The sequence below is a fragment of the Pseudomonas sp. WAC2 genome, from assembly GCF_030403525.1.
In the GTDB taxonomy this organism is placed as follows: Bacteria; Pseudomonadota; Gammaproteobacteria; order Pseudomonadales; family Pseudomonadaceae; genus Chryseomonas; species Chryseomonas luteola.
Genome location: NZ_JAUEPD010000001.1, coordinates 675,990 through 689,746, shown reverse-complemented (window position 1 = coordinate 689,746; position 13,757 = coordinate 675,990). Strand labels below are relative to the sequence as shown.

General features: G+C 55.3%; 16 protein-coding genes. 1 reads left to right on the top strand and 15 read right to left on the bottom strand.

The window, feature by feature from the left end; genetic code table 11:
- Positions 1-20: 20 nt before the first annotated feature.
- Genes QWJ10_RS03130 through ubiE form a run of 9 tightly spaced genes read right to left on the bottom strand, consistent with a single transcriptional unit; the run spans position 21 to position 5,957 of the window.
- On the bottom strand, positions 21-728 hold the full coding sequence (locus tag QWJ10_RS03130) for a 16S rRNA (uracil(1498)-N(3))-methyltransferase (protein WP_019363973.1): 708 nt from the start codon (positions 726-728) through the stop codon (positions 21-23).
- Positions 725-1,516 carry a twin-arginine translocase subunit TatC gene (gene tatC, locus QWJ10_RS03125; protein WP_125887270.1) on the bottom strand — a complete coding sequence of 264 codons (792 nt, stop codon included), beginning with the start codon at positions 1,514-1,516 and terminating at the stop codon, positions 725-727. Before tatC ends, QWJ10_RS03130 begins: the two co-directional genes overlap by 4 nt.
- Positions 1,513-1,914: a Sec-independent protein translocase protein TatB gene (tatB, locus tag QWJ10_RS03120; protein WP_150348051.1), complete on the bottom strand. Its 402-nt coding sequence runs from the start codon at positions 1,912-1,914 to the stop codon at positions 1,513-1,515. Before tatB ends, tatC begins: the two co-directional genes overlap by 4 nt.
- Positions 1,915-1,923: 9 nt before the next feature.
- Complete coding sequence (locus QWJ10_RS03115; protein ID WP_019363975.1) at positions 1,924-2,166, bottom strand: twin-arginine translocase TatA/TatE family subunit; 243 nt, start codon at positions 2,164-2,166, stop codon at positions 1,924-1,926.
- A gap of 19 nt (positions 2,167-2,185) precedes the next feature.
- Positions 2,186-2,518, bottom strand: coding sequence for a phosphoribosyl-ATP diphosphatase (locus QWJ10_RS03110; protein WP_010797014.1), 333 nt, complete (start codon positions 2,516-2,518; stop codon positions 2,186-2,188).
- Positions 2,511-2,912 (bottom strand): phosphoribosyl-AMP cyclohydrolase, encoded by a 402-nt coding sequence (gene hisI, locus QWJ10_RS03105; RefSeq protein WP_010797015.1) that lies wholly within the window; start codon positions 2,910-2,912, stop codon positions 2,511-2,513. Before hisI ends, QWJ10_RS03110 begins: the two co-directional genes overlap by 8 nt.
- Positions 2,913-2,967: 55 nt before the next feature.
- On the bottom strand, positions 2,968-4,566 hold the full coding sequence (gene ubiB, locus QWJ10_RS03100; RefSeq protein ID WP_010797016.1) for a ubiquinone biosynthesis regulatory protein kinase UbiB: 1,599 nt from the start codon (positions 4,564-4,566) through the stop codon (positions 2,968-2,970).
- Positions 4,567-4,569: 3 nt separating this feature from the next.
- Positions 4,570-5,187 (bottom strand): SCP2 sterol-binding domain-containing protein, encoded by a 618-nt coding sequence (locus QWJ10_RS03095; RefSeq protein ID WP_197872142.1) that lies wholly within the window; start codon positions 5,185-5,187, stop codon positions 4,570-4,572.
- Positions 5,187-5,957, bottom strand: coding sequence for a bifunctional demethylmenaquinone methyltransferase/2-methoxy-6-polyprenyl-1,4-benzoquinol methylase UbiE (ubiE, locus tag QWJ10_RS03090; protein ID WP_019363977.1), 771 nt, complete (start codon positions 5,955-5,957; stop codon positions 5,187-5,189). Before ubiE ends, QWJ10_RS03095 begins: the two co-directional genes overlap by 1 nt.
- Before the next feature lie 192 nt (positions 5,958-6,149).
- Here ubiE and QWJ10_RS03085 point away from each other — a divergent pair, with 192 nt between their 5' ends.
- Positions 6,150-6,428 (top strand): polyhydroxyalkanoic acid system family protein, encoded by a 279-nt coding sequence (locus QWJ10_RS03085; RefSeq protein WP_019363978.1) that lies wholly within the window; start codon positions 6,150-6,152, stop codon positions 6,426-6,428.
- 3 nt (positions 6,429-6,431) lie between these two features.
- Here QWJ10_RS03085 and QWJ10_RS03080 read toward each other — a convergent pair whose 3' ends face one another.
- From QWJ10_RS03080 to QWJ10_RS03055, 6 genes are all read right to left on the bottom strand, one after another.
- Complete coding sequence (locus tag QWJ10_RS03080; protein ID WP_010797020.1) at positions 6,432-6,803, bottom strand: DUF971 domain-containing protein; 372 nt, start codon at positions 6,801-6,803, stop codon at positions 6,432-6,434.
- Between the two features lie 63 nt (positions 6,804-6,866).
- On the bottom strand, positions 6,867-8,210 hold the full coding sequence (gene hslU / locus QWJ10_RS03075; RefSeq protein WP_289924228.1) for an ATP-dependent protease ATPase subunit HslU: 1,344 nt from the start codon (positions 8,208-8,210) through the stop codon (positions 6,867-6,869).
- A 19-nt stretch (positions 8,211-8,229) separates the two neighbouring features.
- On the bottom strand, positions 8,230-8,757 hold the full coding sequence (gene hslV / locus QWJ10_RS03070; protein ID WP_010797022.1) for an ATP-dependent protease subunit HslV: 528 nt from the start codon (positions 8,755-8,757) through the stop codon (positions 8,230-8,232).
- A gap of 86 nt (positions 8,758-8,843) precedes the next feature.
- Positions 8,844-9,536 (bottom strand): SPOR domain-containing protein, encoded by a 693-nt coding sequence (locus tag QWJ10_RS03065; RefSeq protein WP_019363980.1) that lies wholly within the window; start codon positions 9,534-9,536, stop codon positions 8,844-8,846.
- Between the two features lie 10 nt (positions 9,537-9,546).
- Positions 9,547-11,286, bottom strand: coding sequence for an arginine--tRNA ligase (argS, locus tag QWJ10_RS03060; protein ID WP_289924227.1), 1,740 nt, complete (start codon positions 11,284-11,286; stop codon positions 9,547-9,549).
- A 129-nt stretch (positions 11,287-11,415) separates the two neighbouring features.
- On the bottom strand, positions 11,416-13,635 hold the full coding sequence (locus QWJ10_RS03055; protein WP_289924226.1) for a primosomal protein N': 2,220 nt from the start codon (positions 13,633-13,635) through the stop codon (positions 11,416-11,418).
- Between the last annotated feature and the right edge of the window lie 122 nt (positions 13,636-13,757).

The following is a 13,757-nucleotide window of genomic DNA, read 5'->3' as shown; positions in this document are numbered from 1 at the left end:
TTTTTTATTGGCGACAGATGTTAGAACAGGCGGGCCAGGAGCGCTGTAACGGCTGTTTCTACACGCAGGATACGTTCACCCAGTTGAACAGGGTCAAGCCCTGCCTCTTGCAGCTTATCCACCTCATAAGGGATCCAGCCGCCTTCCGGGCCGATTGCCAGCGTTACGGGGCCTTTTACTTCACGAGGGCAGGGTGGGTAATAACCAGGATGGCCAGTCAGCCCAATCGTCCCTTTTGCCAATGATGGAAGACGATCTTCGACAAAGGGCTTGAACCGTTTCTCTATGATGACTTCAGGTAAAACGGTATCTCGTGCTTGCTCCAAGCCAAGAATCAGCTGCTCTCGAATAGCGGATGGGTCAAGAAAGGGGGTTTGCCAAAAGCTCTTTTCAACCCGATAGCTGTTGATAAGAACCAACCGGGCTACACCCATCGAAGAGATGCCTTGCAATACTCGACGCAGCATCTTGGGTCGCGGCAGCGCCAAAATGAGTGTTATTGGCAGTTTAGGCGGGGCAGGTTGGTGCAGCTGGAGTTTGATGCGTGCTGAATCAGGCGTGAGGTCAAGAATTTCGCCTTCGCCCATCAAACCATTCAACATGCCGACCCTCAGTGAATCACCACGCTCAGCTTGGTGAATGTCTTTCAGGTGGGCAAAGCGCCGGTCTTTAAGGAGGACTTCATTGTCTCCGACGAAGTCCTCCTGTTCTAGCAGCAGCAGATTCACGAATGAGTCGCTGGTGGCTGATCCTCGTGCGAGGTCTTTTCTTCGTGTGGCTCACGTTTTCGAACGAAGCGTCCAAACAGGAGGCCAATTTCAAACAGGAGCCACATGGGAATCGCCAGCATGGTCTGGGAAAGCACATCCGGTGGCGTCAGGATCATACCTACTACGAAGCATCCGATAATGACGTACGGACGTATCTTCTTGAGGTAGGCCACATCGACGATACCGATCCAGATCAGCAGAACGGTTGCGACAGGGATTTCAAAGGCAGCGCCAAATGCAAAGAATAGCGTCAGGATGAAATCCAAGTAGCTGTTCAGGTCCGGCATCATCATGGCGCCTTCCGGCGTGATGCTTGAGAAAAAGTGGAAAATCAGCGGGAAGACCAGGAAATAGGCAAACGCCATTCCAGCGTAAAACAGCAAAATACTTGAAATCAGCAAGGGAAGCGCGACGCGCTTTTCATGCTTGTAAAGACCTGGCGCAATGAATCCCCAGACTTGATAAAGGATGACGGGCATGGCCAGAAACAGGGAAACAATAAGCGTCAACTTGAAGGGCGCAAGGAACGGCGACGTGACGTCTGTCGAGATCATCGTAGCGCCTTCTGGCAGAAACCTGCGGATAGGTTCCGACGCGAAAGCGTAGATCTTCTGGGCGAAGTAGAACAGACAGGCGAAAATCAGGAACGTCGCCAGCACACAGCGCAGCAAGCGTGACCGCAGTTCAGTCAGGTGAGAGACCAGAGGCATTTCCTGGTCTTCATATTCAGGTTTTTTTTCGCTCATGGGGCTCGCGGTGGAGAAGGCTGATCCTTTGACTCGCTGGGGGGCGGAGTCACGTTACTGGGCGGAGCCGATTTGACGACAGGTAAGTCATCCTTGACGACAGATGAGTCATCGCTGGGCGGCGTAGGTGTTTCAGTCGACGGTGCTGGATTACCTGTCTCTTGCCGGGCCTTGTCGCGTTGCTCCCAGGACAAGAGATTCTCAGTGTGAAGCTGGCGCCGTATTTCGTCGGCACCAATTTCACGTTCTACCTCTTGCCGTATGTTATTGAAGCTACGCTTGAGACGACCGATCCACAGGCCTGCAGTGCGTGCAGCGCCTGGCAGGCGCTCTGGGCCTAAAACCAGCAAGGCGACCAGGCTTATCAGGGCTAACTCACTGAAGCTGATGCCAAACATAATAGGTACTCAATCCTTACGGACGGGCTCTTCAACCTTGTGGTGTTGAGCGTCAATCGTATGGGGCTGATTGAGTGGAGGCTTCTGCTGATCTTGCGCAGGCTTCTCCTCTTCTTCCGTATTCATCGCCTTACGGAAGCCCTTGATCGACTCGCCTACATCGGTGCCTAGGGTTTTAAGGCGTTTGGTACCAAATACCAGTACCACAACGATCAGGATGACGATCCAGTGTTTCCAGTCAAAAATACCCATAACATTACCTCATCAAGAATCAGGATTCGGATCGAGCAGCTTTTTCAGCGTGTCCAGATAGCCCAAAGCGGCGATCCAATTCATCAAGCACTGCCTGCGGATGTTGGCCTAGCGCAGCCAGCATGACCATACTATGAAACCAGAGGTCTGCCGTTTCATAGATAAGGTCCGTCGAGTCTCCATTGCTGGCCGCATCTTTGGCCGCCAGGATGGTTTCTATGGATTCTTCTCCTACCTTTTCAAGGATCTTGTTCAGCCCCTTGTGGTAGAGGCTGGCGACATAGGAGCTTTCAGGCGCTGCGCCCTTGCGGGATTCAAGCACCTCTGCAATTTTGTTTAGCGTATCACTCATGGCTATGACCTGGCGTGTATATCGCGTCGGGATCTTTCAAAACTGGATCAATCGTTTTCCAGGCTCCCTCTTCAAACCGACGATAAAAACAACTTTCACGTCCTGTGTGACAGGCAATACCACCTAACTGCTCAACTATGAGGATGACGACATCAGCATCGCAGTCCAGACGCAGCTCATGCAGCTTCTGTACATGACCCGAGTCCTCCCCCTTACGCCATAGCTTACGCCTTGAACGTGACCAATAGATGGCACGATTCTCAGCTACAGTCAAAGCGAGGGATTCACGGTTCATCCAGGCCATCATCAAGACGCGCCCGCTCTGATAATCCTGAGCGATTGCCGGTACGAGTCCGTCACTGTTCCAGTTGATTTCTTCAAGCCAGTCTTTCATGGTCTACCCGGCAAATTACACACATTATTAGTCTGACAGCGCTGGTACGACCTGCCTAGCCACGAATGACCAGATAGATGCCTGTTACCAGCATGATCCAGGCGGGCCAGCCTTCAGGCGTGGACTGAAATCCAGTCTGGAAGGCACCGCCAATCAGCAGGACTCCAAATAGCCGGGGCAACCAGGCGTTGTCTCGTCTTCCCCACGGGTTGGGTGGATCATTGCGGTGGGGTTGGGTGATGCGCTCCAGTGTGTCACGGGTCATCTGGGCCAGATGCGGGATCTGCTCGATCTGCTGCTGGATATTGCGTAGTACTTGGGTAGGTCCCATGCGCTGGCGCATCCAGCGCTCAAGATAGGGTTTGGCTGTCGCCCACAGGTCCAGGTCAGGATAAAGCTGGCGTCCAAGCCCTTCAATATTCAGAAGCGTTTTTTGAAGCAGTACCAGCTGAGGCTGAATCTCCATGTTGAACCGGCGTGCCACTTGAAACAGACGCAGTAGCAATTGGCCAAACGAAATATCTTTCAGTGGTTTTTCAAAAATCGGCTCGCACACGGTTCGAATCGCTGCTTCGAACTCGTTGACCTGCGTAGTTGCCGGCACCCAGCCTGAATCGATATGGAGCTGGGCTACCTTGCGGTAGTCGCGCTGAAAGAACGCCATCAGGTTTCTGGCCAGATAATTCTGATCCTCGGGTGTAAGGCTCCCGATGATGCCGCAGTCTACCGCGATGTATTTCGGATCCCAGGGGTGCGCCGTACTGACAAAGATGTTGCCAGGATGCATGTCCGCGTGGAAAAAGCTGTCGCGAAACACCTGGGTAAAAAAGATCTCGACCCCTCGCTCGGCCAGGAGCTTGAAATCTGTGCCTTGGTCTCGGAGGGCATTCAGGTCGGTCACAGGAATGCCATAGATGCGCTCCATGACCAGTACCCGAGGGCGACACCAGTCCCAGTAAACCTGCGGAACGTAAAGCAGAGAAGAGTCTTCGAAGTTTCTTCTGAGCTGACTGGAGTTGGCTGCTTCGCGTAAGAGATCGAGCTCATCGTAGATGGTCTTCTCATAATCCGTGACGACTTCGACGGGGTGCAGACGGCGCGCTTCGGCCGAAACGCGTTCTGCCATACGTGCCAGCAGAAACAGCCAGGCTAGGTCTTGAGAAATGACAGGCTTCAGGCCTGGTCGCACGACCTTGACGACTACCTCTTCACCTGTTCGGAGCTGTGCTGCATGTACCTGCGCGACGGAAGCGGAGGCCAGCGGCGTAATATCGAAGCGGCTGAAAACCTGGGCAATGGGCGCGCCCAGTTGAGACTCGATCAGCGCAATGGCTTTCTCCCCAGGAAAGGGAGGAACCTTGTCCTGGAGAAACATAAGCTCATTGGCCACGTCTTCCGGCAAAAGATCGCGGCGCGTAGAAAGAATCTGGCCAAACTTGATAAAAACAGGGCCCAGACCTTCTAGCGCAAGGCGCAACCGAGCACCTCGGGACAGCGACTTGCGAGGGCGAGGCAACCAACGCCATGGCAGAAAGTAACCTGTCAGGCGTAAATACCAGGGCAGTGGAAGCGCATAAACCAGATCATCCAGGCGGTAGCGAACAACAACCAGGAAAATACGCAGTAGGCGTCGAAGGGCAGCAAACAGCTTCATTGGTTATTTATGTCTGCGTTGAGCAAGGCGGGCGATACGCGCCTCGAGACGATCTACAGTTAGACGCAAGGCATCGATTTCCGCAAAGCGAGCATCACCTTCCCGACGTCCAACCAGCGTGCGACTTTCTTCAGCTAGCCAGTCAGACAGGCTTTGACGCAAACTCTCGTGACTTTGATCCGTCCACCCGCGCCCTTTTCGGACGAATTGTCCAAGCAGTGCAGCTGGCACTGGACCCAGCCAGCGAGAGAGTTCGTATTCCCAGTCCAGCTCCAGGCTCTGCAGGATATCGGATAGCTCTATCAGTGCTGCACTATCCCCCTCAAGCGTTACATCGGTGCTGTGCAAGATCGCTGTTTTGTTCTGACTCAAGGCCAGCTGAGCCAATCGAGACGCAGGTGCTTTCAGCGTGCAGTCGACTTCTGCTTCATGGTGGGCGGCAAAATGCAGACCATCATAGGCCGGAAGGATGAACAGGGTGAAACGTGGAGCCGCACAATCTATGGCAATGACCTTGCCTTGCAGGCGTGCAAGACGGCGGCCCGCCACAGCGTCCATTGCCAGTATGGGATTCAGGCCGCGCTCCAGCGCAGCCAGTACGGCCTGGGTCAGTAGGATCATCAGGGTTTTATGCCACGGTGCAAGGCAACAATGCCACCTGTCATATTGTGGTAGGTCACGCGCTCAAATCCAGCGGTTTCCATCATGGCTTTAAGCGTGTCCTGATCAGGATGCATGCGAATCGACTCCGCCAAGTAACGGTAACTGGCCGAATCATTGGCGATCAGCTTGCCCATGAACGGCAGAAGGCTGAAGGAGTAAGCATCATAGGCCTTGGACAGGAGCTGGCTGGTCGGCTTGGAGAACTCCAGTACCAGAAGACGCCCGCCCGGCTTGAGTACGCGTAGCATGGATGCGATAGCGGCTTCCTTGTGGGTCACGTTACGCAATCCAAAGGCGATGGTCACACAATCAAAGTGATTGCTTGGGAAGGGCAGCTTTTCAGCGTCTGCCTGTACGAAGCTGACATTGTTGGCAATACCTTCGTCCATCAGGCGATCACGACCGACCTTTAGCATCGAGTCGTTGATATCTGCCAGCACGACCTCACCACGTGGGCCCACCAGGCGGGAAAACTGTTTAGTCAGGTCGCCTGTGCCGCCAGCAATATCCAGCACGCGGTTACCACTTCGAACCCCGGACAGTTCGATCGTGAAACGTTTCCACAAGCGATGAACGCCTGCAGACATCAAGTCATTCATCACGTCATATTTGGCTGCAACCGAGTGGAACACTTCGGCCACTTTTTGAGCTTTCTGACTTTCCGGCACACTCTGGTAGCCGAAATGAGTGACGGGATCGGCCTCCGGGCCCTTGCGCTGATCGCTCATGACGCTTCACCTGCATTTGAATAAGCGACCATTCTAGCAGTGCTGATGCGCTGAGATGTCCATTCTTGCCGGATAAAGTCATTAGAAAATAGGTATTCCATGAGATGGGTCATCCTGACTTGGTAGTTCTCGTGCTTTTCGTGCATGACAGCCCCCGCTATAGTCGCAGGCGAATTCGCTGGAGTACTTCCTATGTCCCAAATCAGTGTCGAACGTTCCCATTCACTAGGTCTTGAAACTGCGCGTGCCAAGGCGGGGGCGCTGGCCGAAAAGCTAACGCGTGATTACGGTGTGGAGTGCCGTTGGGAGGGTGATACGCTGCAATTTTCCCGTACAGGTGTTGATGGGCGTATCGAGGTAGGCGAAGACAAGGTGCGTGTCGACGCAACCTTGGGGTTCTTCTTCTCGGCCCTGAGCTCACAGATTGAGCATGAAATCGAGAAGAAGCTGGATAAAGCGCTACAGGCTTGAGCGTTATAGCATCAGTTTGACGACGGATACATCCGGATCTCTGGACTTGCCTTCCCGGGCCAGTGCAAACAGGTACTCGGCCCACATCTGCTCCTGATTGCGGCCGAGTTCATACAGGTATTCCCAAGTGAACAAGCCACTGTCGTGACCGTCATCGAACGTAATTTTCAATGCGTACTGACCGGCTGCCTCGATTTGGCTGATGCCTACGTTCTTCTTGCCAAATTGCAGGACGGGGTTGCCGTGACCCTGTACTTCTGCAGAAGGCGAGTGAACGCGCAAAAATTCAGCAGGCAGCGTAAAGGACTCGGTATCGTATTGAACGGTGAGGGTTTTGGATGCTTTGTGCAGCTGGATGGCCGTGGGCAAACGCATGGCAATAGGTCTCGCTGATAAGCTCGCAGCCTTGAGGCTGCGAGCGATAGGTTGTCGACGTCCTTACAGAATATAGCGCGACAGATCCTCGTCCTGTGCCAACTCGCCCAGGTGGCCGTTGACATAGGCAGCATCGATCCGAATAGGCTCGCCATTCTGCTGGCCTGCCAGATCAGCAGCGCTGAACGAGACTTCCTCCAGCAGTCGCTCCAGTAGCGTATGCAGGCGGCGCGCACCAATATTTTCCGTCTTCTCGTTGACCTGCCAGGCAATTTCCGCAATGCGGCTGATCCCTTCAGGCGTGAACTCAACACCCAGGCCTTCAGTCTTGAGCAGCTCACGGTATTGCTCTGTCAGTGAAGCGTGCGGTTCAGTGAGAATGCGCTCGAAGTCCTGAGGTGTTAGGGCCTTGAGTTCTACACGGATTGGCAGACGTCCCTGAAGCTCAGGTACCAGATCGCTGGGCTTGGACAAGTGGAACGCGCCCGAGGCGATAAACAGGATGTGGTCGGTTTTGACCATACCCAGCTTGGTATTTACCGTGCAACCTTCGATCAGTGGCAGCAGATCGCGCTGTACGCCCTCGCGGGATACGTCAGCGCCACTGGTGTTGCCACGCTTGGCAACCTTGTCGATCTCGTCGATGAAGACGATACCGTTCTGCTCGACCGCTTCCAGAGCACGTGCCTTAAGCTCTTCCTCGTTGACCAGACGAGCAGCTTCCTCGTCACGGATCAGCTTGAAGGCTTCTTTAACCTTGAGCTTGCGAGCCTTCATCTTGCCTTTGTTCAGGCCGGAGAAGAGGTTTTGCAACTGGCTGGTCATTTCCTCCATGCCGGGCGGAGTCATGATCTCGATACCTGCTGGCGCTTCAGCCACTTCGATATCAATCTCCTTGTCATCCAGCTGGCCTTCACGCAGGCGCTTGCGGAAGAGTTGACGCGTGTTGGAGTCTTCGCTGCGAGTCGGTTCTTCACTGAAACCTACTGCACGTGCAGGCGGTAGCAGTGCGTCAAGAATCCGCTCTTCGGCAGCATCTTCTGCACGATGACGGACTTTGACGATTTCCTGCTCACGCAGCATTTTAACGGCAGCATCAGCCAGATCGCGGATGATGGACTCAACGTCACGACCTACATAGCCCACTTCAGTGAACTTGGTGGCTTCTACCTTCAGGAAGGGTGCATTCGCCAGTTTGGCCAGTCGACGGGCGATCTCGGTTTTACCTACACCTGTCGGGCCAATCATCAGAATGTTCTTGGGTGTGACCTCAGCGCGCAGCTCCACTGGAAGCTGCATGCGACGCCAGCGATTACGCAGAGCGATGGCTACGGCGCGCTTTGCATCATCCTGGCCAATGATATGGCGATTAAGTTCGTGAACGATTTCACGTGGAGTCATAGACATGTCGTTATTCCGGCCGGACTCAGGAAGCGTCCAGCTCCTCAATAGTCAGGTTACGGTTAGTGAAGACACAAATGTCTCCCGCAATATTCAGTGCAGTTTCGGCAATCTCGCGCGCACTCAATTCAGTGTGTGTGAGCAGGGCGCGAGCGGCAGCTTGTGCATAAGGGCCGCCAGAGCCCATGGCAATCAGACCTTCTTCGGGCTCAACGACGTCCCCATTGCCAGTAATGATCAATGAGGCATCTTTGTTAGCTACTGCAAGCATAGCTTCCAGCCGGCGAAGTGCGCGATCGGTACGCCAGTCTTTGGCCAGTTCTACTGCGGCACGGACCAGATGGCCCTGATGTTTGTCGAGTTGCTGCTCGAAGCGTTCGAACAGAGTGAACGCATCCGCGGTGCCGCCGGCGAAACCTGCCAGCACCTGGCCGTGGTAAAGGCGACGGACTTTACGTGCGTTACCCTTCATGACGGTATTACCCAGGGATACCTGGCCATCGCCGCCAATGACGACTTTGCCGTTGCGACGCACTGAAACGATAGTGGTCAAGGGTGTTCTCCTGCTATGCCTTAAGCGATTGCCGGAGATATGGGGACGGCCTTCCAAGGCTTCAAGCCTTTTCCAGCCGTCATGTGTTATCGGCCCTGGCGTTGCTGAAGCAGCAGGTTCTTGAAACCGTTGCTGGCCAGCTGGCTCTGGGCTTGGGTCAGTTGGTTGCGATCTCTGAAGGGACCGACCAGGACACGATACCATGTGTCATCCTTGACCTTGCCTGACTCTACCCGCACATCCTGACCGATCAGGATGATCTGTGCTCGCACCCGATCAGCGTCAGCCTGTGTTCTAAACGAGCCTGCCTGGAGGAAGAACAGCGTCACGGGTGGCTGTGCTGCTGTCTTGGGCTGTTGAGCAGGTGGCTGCGCAGCAGCCTGGGCAGGTGTCTGAGGTTGCTGTGGCGAGCCAGCAGGCAGCTGAGCTGTCGTCGCAGGCGGCGTTTCAGGCTTGGGAGTAGGGGTTGGACTCGTCTGCGGCACGGCGTCCGGAGGCACGATTACTTCGGACTCCGGTAGCAGTGTGTAGAAGTCATACTTGGGCTTGACCGGGGTTGGCGTAGTAGGAGCCTCCTGTTTGGTCTTGGACGCAACTTGTGCCTCCTCACCCTTGGAGCGACGAACGGCATCGTTGCCCGGCTCAAGCTTCATCAGAAAGACCACGAAGCCACCAATGGCAAGACCTGAAGCCAGCCATACCCAACCGGGAATAGGCTGCTTCTTGGCGGCTGGCTGATTTCGGCTTGCGCCTCGTTTAGGTGCTGCTTTCTTTGCCATATACGTCCGTTTACATACGTTCCAGTGTATTCAGGCCTAGCAGTTCGAGACCTTGTTTAAGGGTGCGCCCGGTCAAGGCGGCCAGGCGTAGGCGGCTTTGCCGTTGAGCAGGATCTTCTGCGCTGAGAATGGGGCAGTTTTCGTAAAAGCTGGAGAAGAGACCGGCAATGTCGTAGAGATAGGCGCATAGAAGATGCGGCACCCCTTTCTCCGCTACCGAATTCAGGGTTTCGCCAAACTGGGCCAGACGAGCACCCAGATCTTGCTCCTGAGGAGCTTCCAGGCGAATCTGGCCTTCGACCTCATCGTATCCCTGGCCAAGCTTGCGAAAGATACTGGCGACGCGGGTATAGGCGTAGAGCAGATAGGGTGCCGTATTGCCTTCAAAGCTGAGCATCAGCTCGAAATTGAAGCTGTAGTCACTTGTTCTGTGCTTGGACAGATCTGCGTATTTGACGGCGCCGATACCCACTGCGCGAGCAATTTCACGCAGCTCGGTTTCTTCCAGGGAGGGGTTTTTTTCCTTGACTAAGGTGTAGGCGCGCTCTTCTGCCTCATCAAGCAGGTCGATCAGCTTGACCGTGCCGCCGTCGCGCGTCTTGAAAGGGCGGCCATCTGCACCATTCATGGTCCCGAACCCCATATGTTCAAGACTCATGGATGGGGCAACGAAACCAGCCAGATGAGCAACTTCAAAGGCCATCTGGAAGTGCAATGCTTGGCGCTGGTCGACAAAGTAAAGGACTCGATCGGCATTCAGAACCTGGCTACGGTAGCGCATGGCTGCCAGATCGGTCGTGGCGTACAGGTAGCCGCCTCCTGCCTTCTGCACGATCACCGGAAGTGGATTGCCTTCCGCATTCTTGAACTCTTCAAGGAAAACGCAGCGGGCGCCATCGCTTTCGGTAAGCAGGCCCTTGGCATCGAGTTCGGTCACGATACCAGGTAGCTCGCTGTTGTAGGCGCTCTCTCCTTTTACGTCCGCAGGCGTGAGTTTGACGTTCAGGCGGTCATAGACCTTCTGGCAGTGACTCAGGGAGATCTCATTGAAGCGGTGCCATAGTTTCAGGCAGGCTTCATCGCCCGCTTGCAGCTTGACGACCAGCTCGCGAGCGCGATCGGCAAATTCAGGAGACTCATCGAAGCGCTTCTTAGCGGCTCGATAAAATGTTTCCAGGTCGGAAAGCTCGCTTTCAGCTGCCGCAGGCTGTTCTTCAAGATAGGCGAGAAGCATGCCGAACTGGGTTCCCCAGTCGCCGACATGATTTTGCCGGATAACATCATCCCCTAGAAATTCGAGTACACGTGCAACGGCGTCACCAATGATGGTGGAGCGCAGGTGACCCACATGCATTTCCTTGGCCAGGTTGGGAGAGGAGAGGTCTACAACAACCCGCTGTTTGGGCGCGGACTTCTGAATGGCCAGATGCGTATCAGCCAGCGCAGCATCCAGGCGCTGGGCCAGTTGTTCGTGATTCTGGAAGAAGTTCAAAAAACCTGGGCCCGCAATTTGCACCTGGCTGACGCTCGAGTCGGCAGGCAGGGCTGCAATCAGTTTTTCTGCAAGGTCACGGGGCTTCATGCCGGCAGGTTTTGCCAGCATCATAGCGATATTGCTCGCAAAGTCGCCGTGACTTTTGTCCTTGGTATTTTCGACCTGGATGGTCGGCGTCAGACCATCTGGCAAGATGCCTTCGGCAGTAAGGCGCTCCAAGGCGTTCTGAATAAGCTGTCGAATAGTGTCTTTCATGATCGTCTGGCCTTTGGCTCGCGCCTGGGCGCGTAATGAAAACCCTGCATTATCCGCAGGCTAGGATCACTTGCCAACGTGTAGACGTCATTGAGGCCTGCGGAGCCCGAAATTAAGGTGAAAAAAGTCCTAATAAAGATCTATGGGATCAACATCCAGTGACCAACGTACCTGCCTTCCCGCTGGCAGACTTTCCAGGCGTAACACCCAGCTGGTCAGTAACCGGTGAAGCGGGGCTCGGAGTGATGCTTGTAATAATAGCTGTGCACGAAAGCGGCCCGCCCGACGTTCCATGGGCGCGGGGACAGGGCCGAGAAGCTCAATATGGGGCAAGTCCAGCTCTGCTGCCAGCTGATCGGCTTCAGCATAGGCCAGCTCCAGGAATTCTTCTGCCTGTCCAGGCTTGTAAGCTTCGGCACGTAACAGCGCCAGGTGAGTAAACGGGGGAAGGCCAGCTGCACGACGCTCTGCCAGGGCTTGCTGGGCGAAGGCGACGTACCCTTGCTCGGTTAGCTGTACCAGCAAGGGATGATCCGCCAGATGAGTCTGAATCAACACTTGGCCCTGTACTTCTGCACGGCCTGAGCGACCGGCTACCTGAATCACTTGTTGAGCCATGCGCTCGCTGGCACGAAAATCTGCTGAAAACAGGCCCCCATCGGCATCCAGGATGGCTACCAGCGTGACGCGGGGGAAATGATGCCCCTTGGCCAGCATTTGTGTTCCTACCAGGATGCAGGGCTCGCCGCGCTGAATGATAGAGAAGATATTGGCCATGGCATCCTTGCGCATGGTGCTATCCCGATCGATACGCAACACTGGAAATTGCGGGAAGAGAATCCGAAGCCGCTCTTCCGCACGCTCCGTACCAGCACCCAATGGGCGTAGATCTAGCTTGCCGCAGGCAGGGCAGTGTTGTGACGGGCGTTGACGATGATCGCAGTGGTGACAACGTAGCTCGCCTGACCGCTGGTGAATGGTCATACGCGCATCGCAGCGTGGACACTGGGCGATCCAGCCGCAGTCATGGCACAGCAGCGTAGGCGCAAAGCCTCGGCGATTTAAAAAGACCAGAACCTGTTGGCCCTTGCTCAGCGTGTCGCCAATCGCTTGCGCCAATGGCTGTGAGAGACCTGAATCAAGAGGGCGGCTCCTGACATCCAGGCGCTGAAACTTCGGGGTAGTAGCACTGCCGGCACGCTGAGTGAGGCGAAGCAGGCCATAGCGACCGATTTCAGCGTTATGAAGACTTTCCAGGGAGGGAGTAGCGGAGCCTAGAAGCAGCGGGACTCTTTCAAGCCGAGCCCTGACGACAGCCAGGTCGCGGGCATGGTAGCGCAAGCCTTCCTGCTGTTTATAAGACGCATCGTGCTCTTCATCGACAATGATAAGGCCTGGGTTTTTCAGCGGAGTGAAAAGTGCGGAGCGTGTACCTATGACGATATCGACATCGCCGTCGCGTGCAGCCAACCAGGCGTCCGTGCGCTCCCGGTCGGTAAGCGCCGAGTGGATCAGCACGATACGGGCATTGAAGCGTTTCTCGAAGCGGGACAGTGTTTGTGGTCCCAGGTTGATTTCCGGGATCAGGACCAAGGCCTGCCGTCCTGTTTCGAGTGTCCGGCGTATGAGCTGAAGATAAACCTCGGTTTTGCCGCTTCCCGTCACACCATCCAATAAAAAGCAGTGAAAGCTACCAAGTCTCGCTTTGACCGCTTCGTAGGCAATACGCTGCTCGTGGTTGAATGGGAGTTCTGCTTGTGCCAGCCAGGCGCCGTGATGTTTGGCTGGCATGATTTGGCGGGACTCGACATCGACCAGTCCCTTTGCCTGCAAGGTATCGAGTGCGTCTTTGGCAAGGCCGAGCTGGCTAAGCAATTCATGGGCAACGCCATGTGGGTGCTGTTTGACGACTTTCAAGGCTTCGCGCTGGCGTGGCGCTCGTACGAGACGTGGGTCCGATACATCAGCTTCAGGCCTGGCTATCCAGAACCGTTGGACCCGCCGCTCGGCAGGGTCGCCCTGTCGCAGGAGTCCTGGCAGGGCACACGTAAAGGTATCGCCCAGGCTGTGCTGGTAATACTGGGCTGTCCACTTGCAAAGCTCGATCAGGCTGGCCGGCATTGGGGGGGTGGTATCCAACAGCGCAATGGCGGGCTTTAGTTTATCTCGCGGAACATCGGTCTCGGACACGATCTGCACCAGAATGCCCACGATCTCCCTGCGCCCAAAGGGTACGCGTAGCCGAACACCTGGGATCAGTTCCGAGGCGTCGACGCCGGCTGGCGCTCGGTAGTCGAATAGCCGGCGTAAAGGAGAGGGCAGCGCAAGGCGCAGCAGGACTTCAGACACGTCTGGACTCGGAGGCAAAAAGAGGCAGATATTAGCAGACCATTGGTAGACGTAACGGCTTGCATCGTCGTAAGCCTCTGTTATGATGCGCGGCCTATTATCCGTGCGGTATTCGGCAATGA

Bases quoted from the DNA above. Each gene is read 5' to 3' on its own strand.
- tatC (WP_125887270.1), bottom strand. From the start codon at position 1,516: ATGAGCGAAAAAAAACCTGAATATGAAGACCAGGAAATGCCTCTGGTC.
- tatB (WP_150348051.1), bottom strand. From the start codon at position 1,914: ATGTTTGGCATCAGCTTCAGTGAGTTAGCCCTGATAAGCCTGGTCGCC.
- QWJ10_RS03115 (WP_019363975.1), bottom strand. From the start codon at position 2,166: ATGGGTATTTTTGACTGGAAACACTGGATCGTCATCCTGATCGTTGTG.
- QWJ10_RS03110 (WP_010797014.1), bottom strand. From the start codon at position 2,518: ATGAGTGATACGCTAAACAAAATTGCAGAGGTGCTTGAATCCCGCAAG.
- hisI (WP_010797015.1), bottom strand. From the start codon at position 2,912: ATGAAAGACTGGCTTGAAGAAATCAACTGGAACAGTGACGGACTCGTA.
- ubiB (WP_010797016.1), bottom strand. From the start codon at position 4,566: ATGAAGCTGTTTGCTGCCCTTCGACGCCTACTGCGTATTTTCCTGGTT.
- QWJ10_RS03095 (WP_197872142.1), bottom strand. From the start codon at position 5,187: ATGATCCTACTGACCCAGGCCGTACTGGCTGCGCTGGAGCGCGGCCTG.
- ubiE (WP_019363977.1), bottom strand. From the start codon at position 5,957: ATGAGCGATCAGCGCAAGGGCCCGGAGGCCGATCCCGTCACTCATTTC.
- QWJ10_RS03085 (WP_019363978.1), top strand. From the start codon at position 6,150: ATGTCCCAAATCAGTGTCGAACGTTCCCATTCACTAGGTCTTGAAACT.
- QWJ10_RS03080 (WP_010797020.1), bottom strand. From the start codon at position 6,803: ATGCGTTTGCCCACGGCCATCCAGCTGCACAAAGCATCCAAAACCCTC.
- hslU (WP_289924228.1), bottom strand. From the start codon at position 8,210: ATGTCTATGACTCCACGTGAAATCGTTCACGAACTTAATCGCCATATC.
- QWJ10_RS03065 (WP_019363980.1), bottom strand. From the start codon at position 9,536: ATGGCAAAGAAAGCAGCACCTAAACGAGGCGCAAGCCGAAATCAGCCA.
- argS (WP_289924227.1), bottom strand. From the start codon at position 11,286: ATGAAAGACACTATTCGACAGCTTATTCAGAACGCCTTGGAGCGCCTT.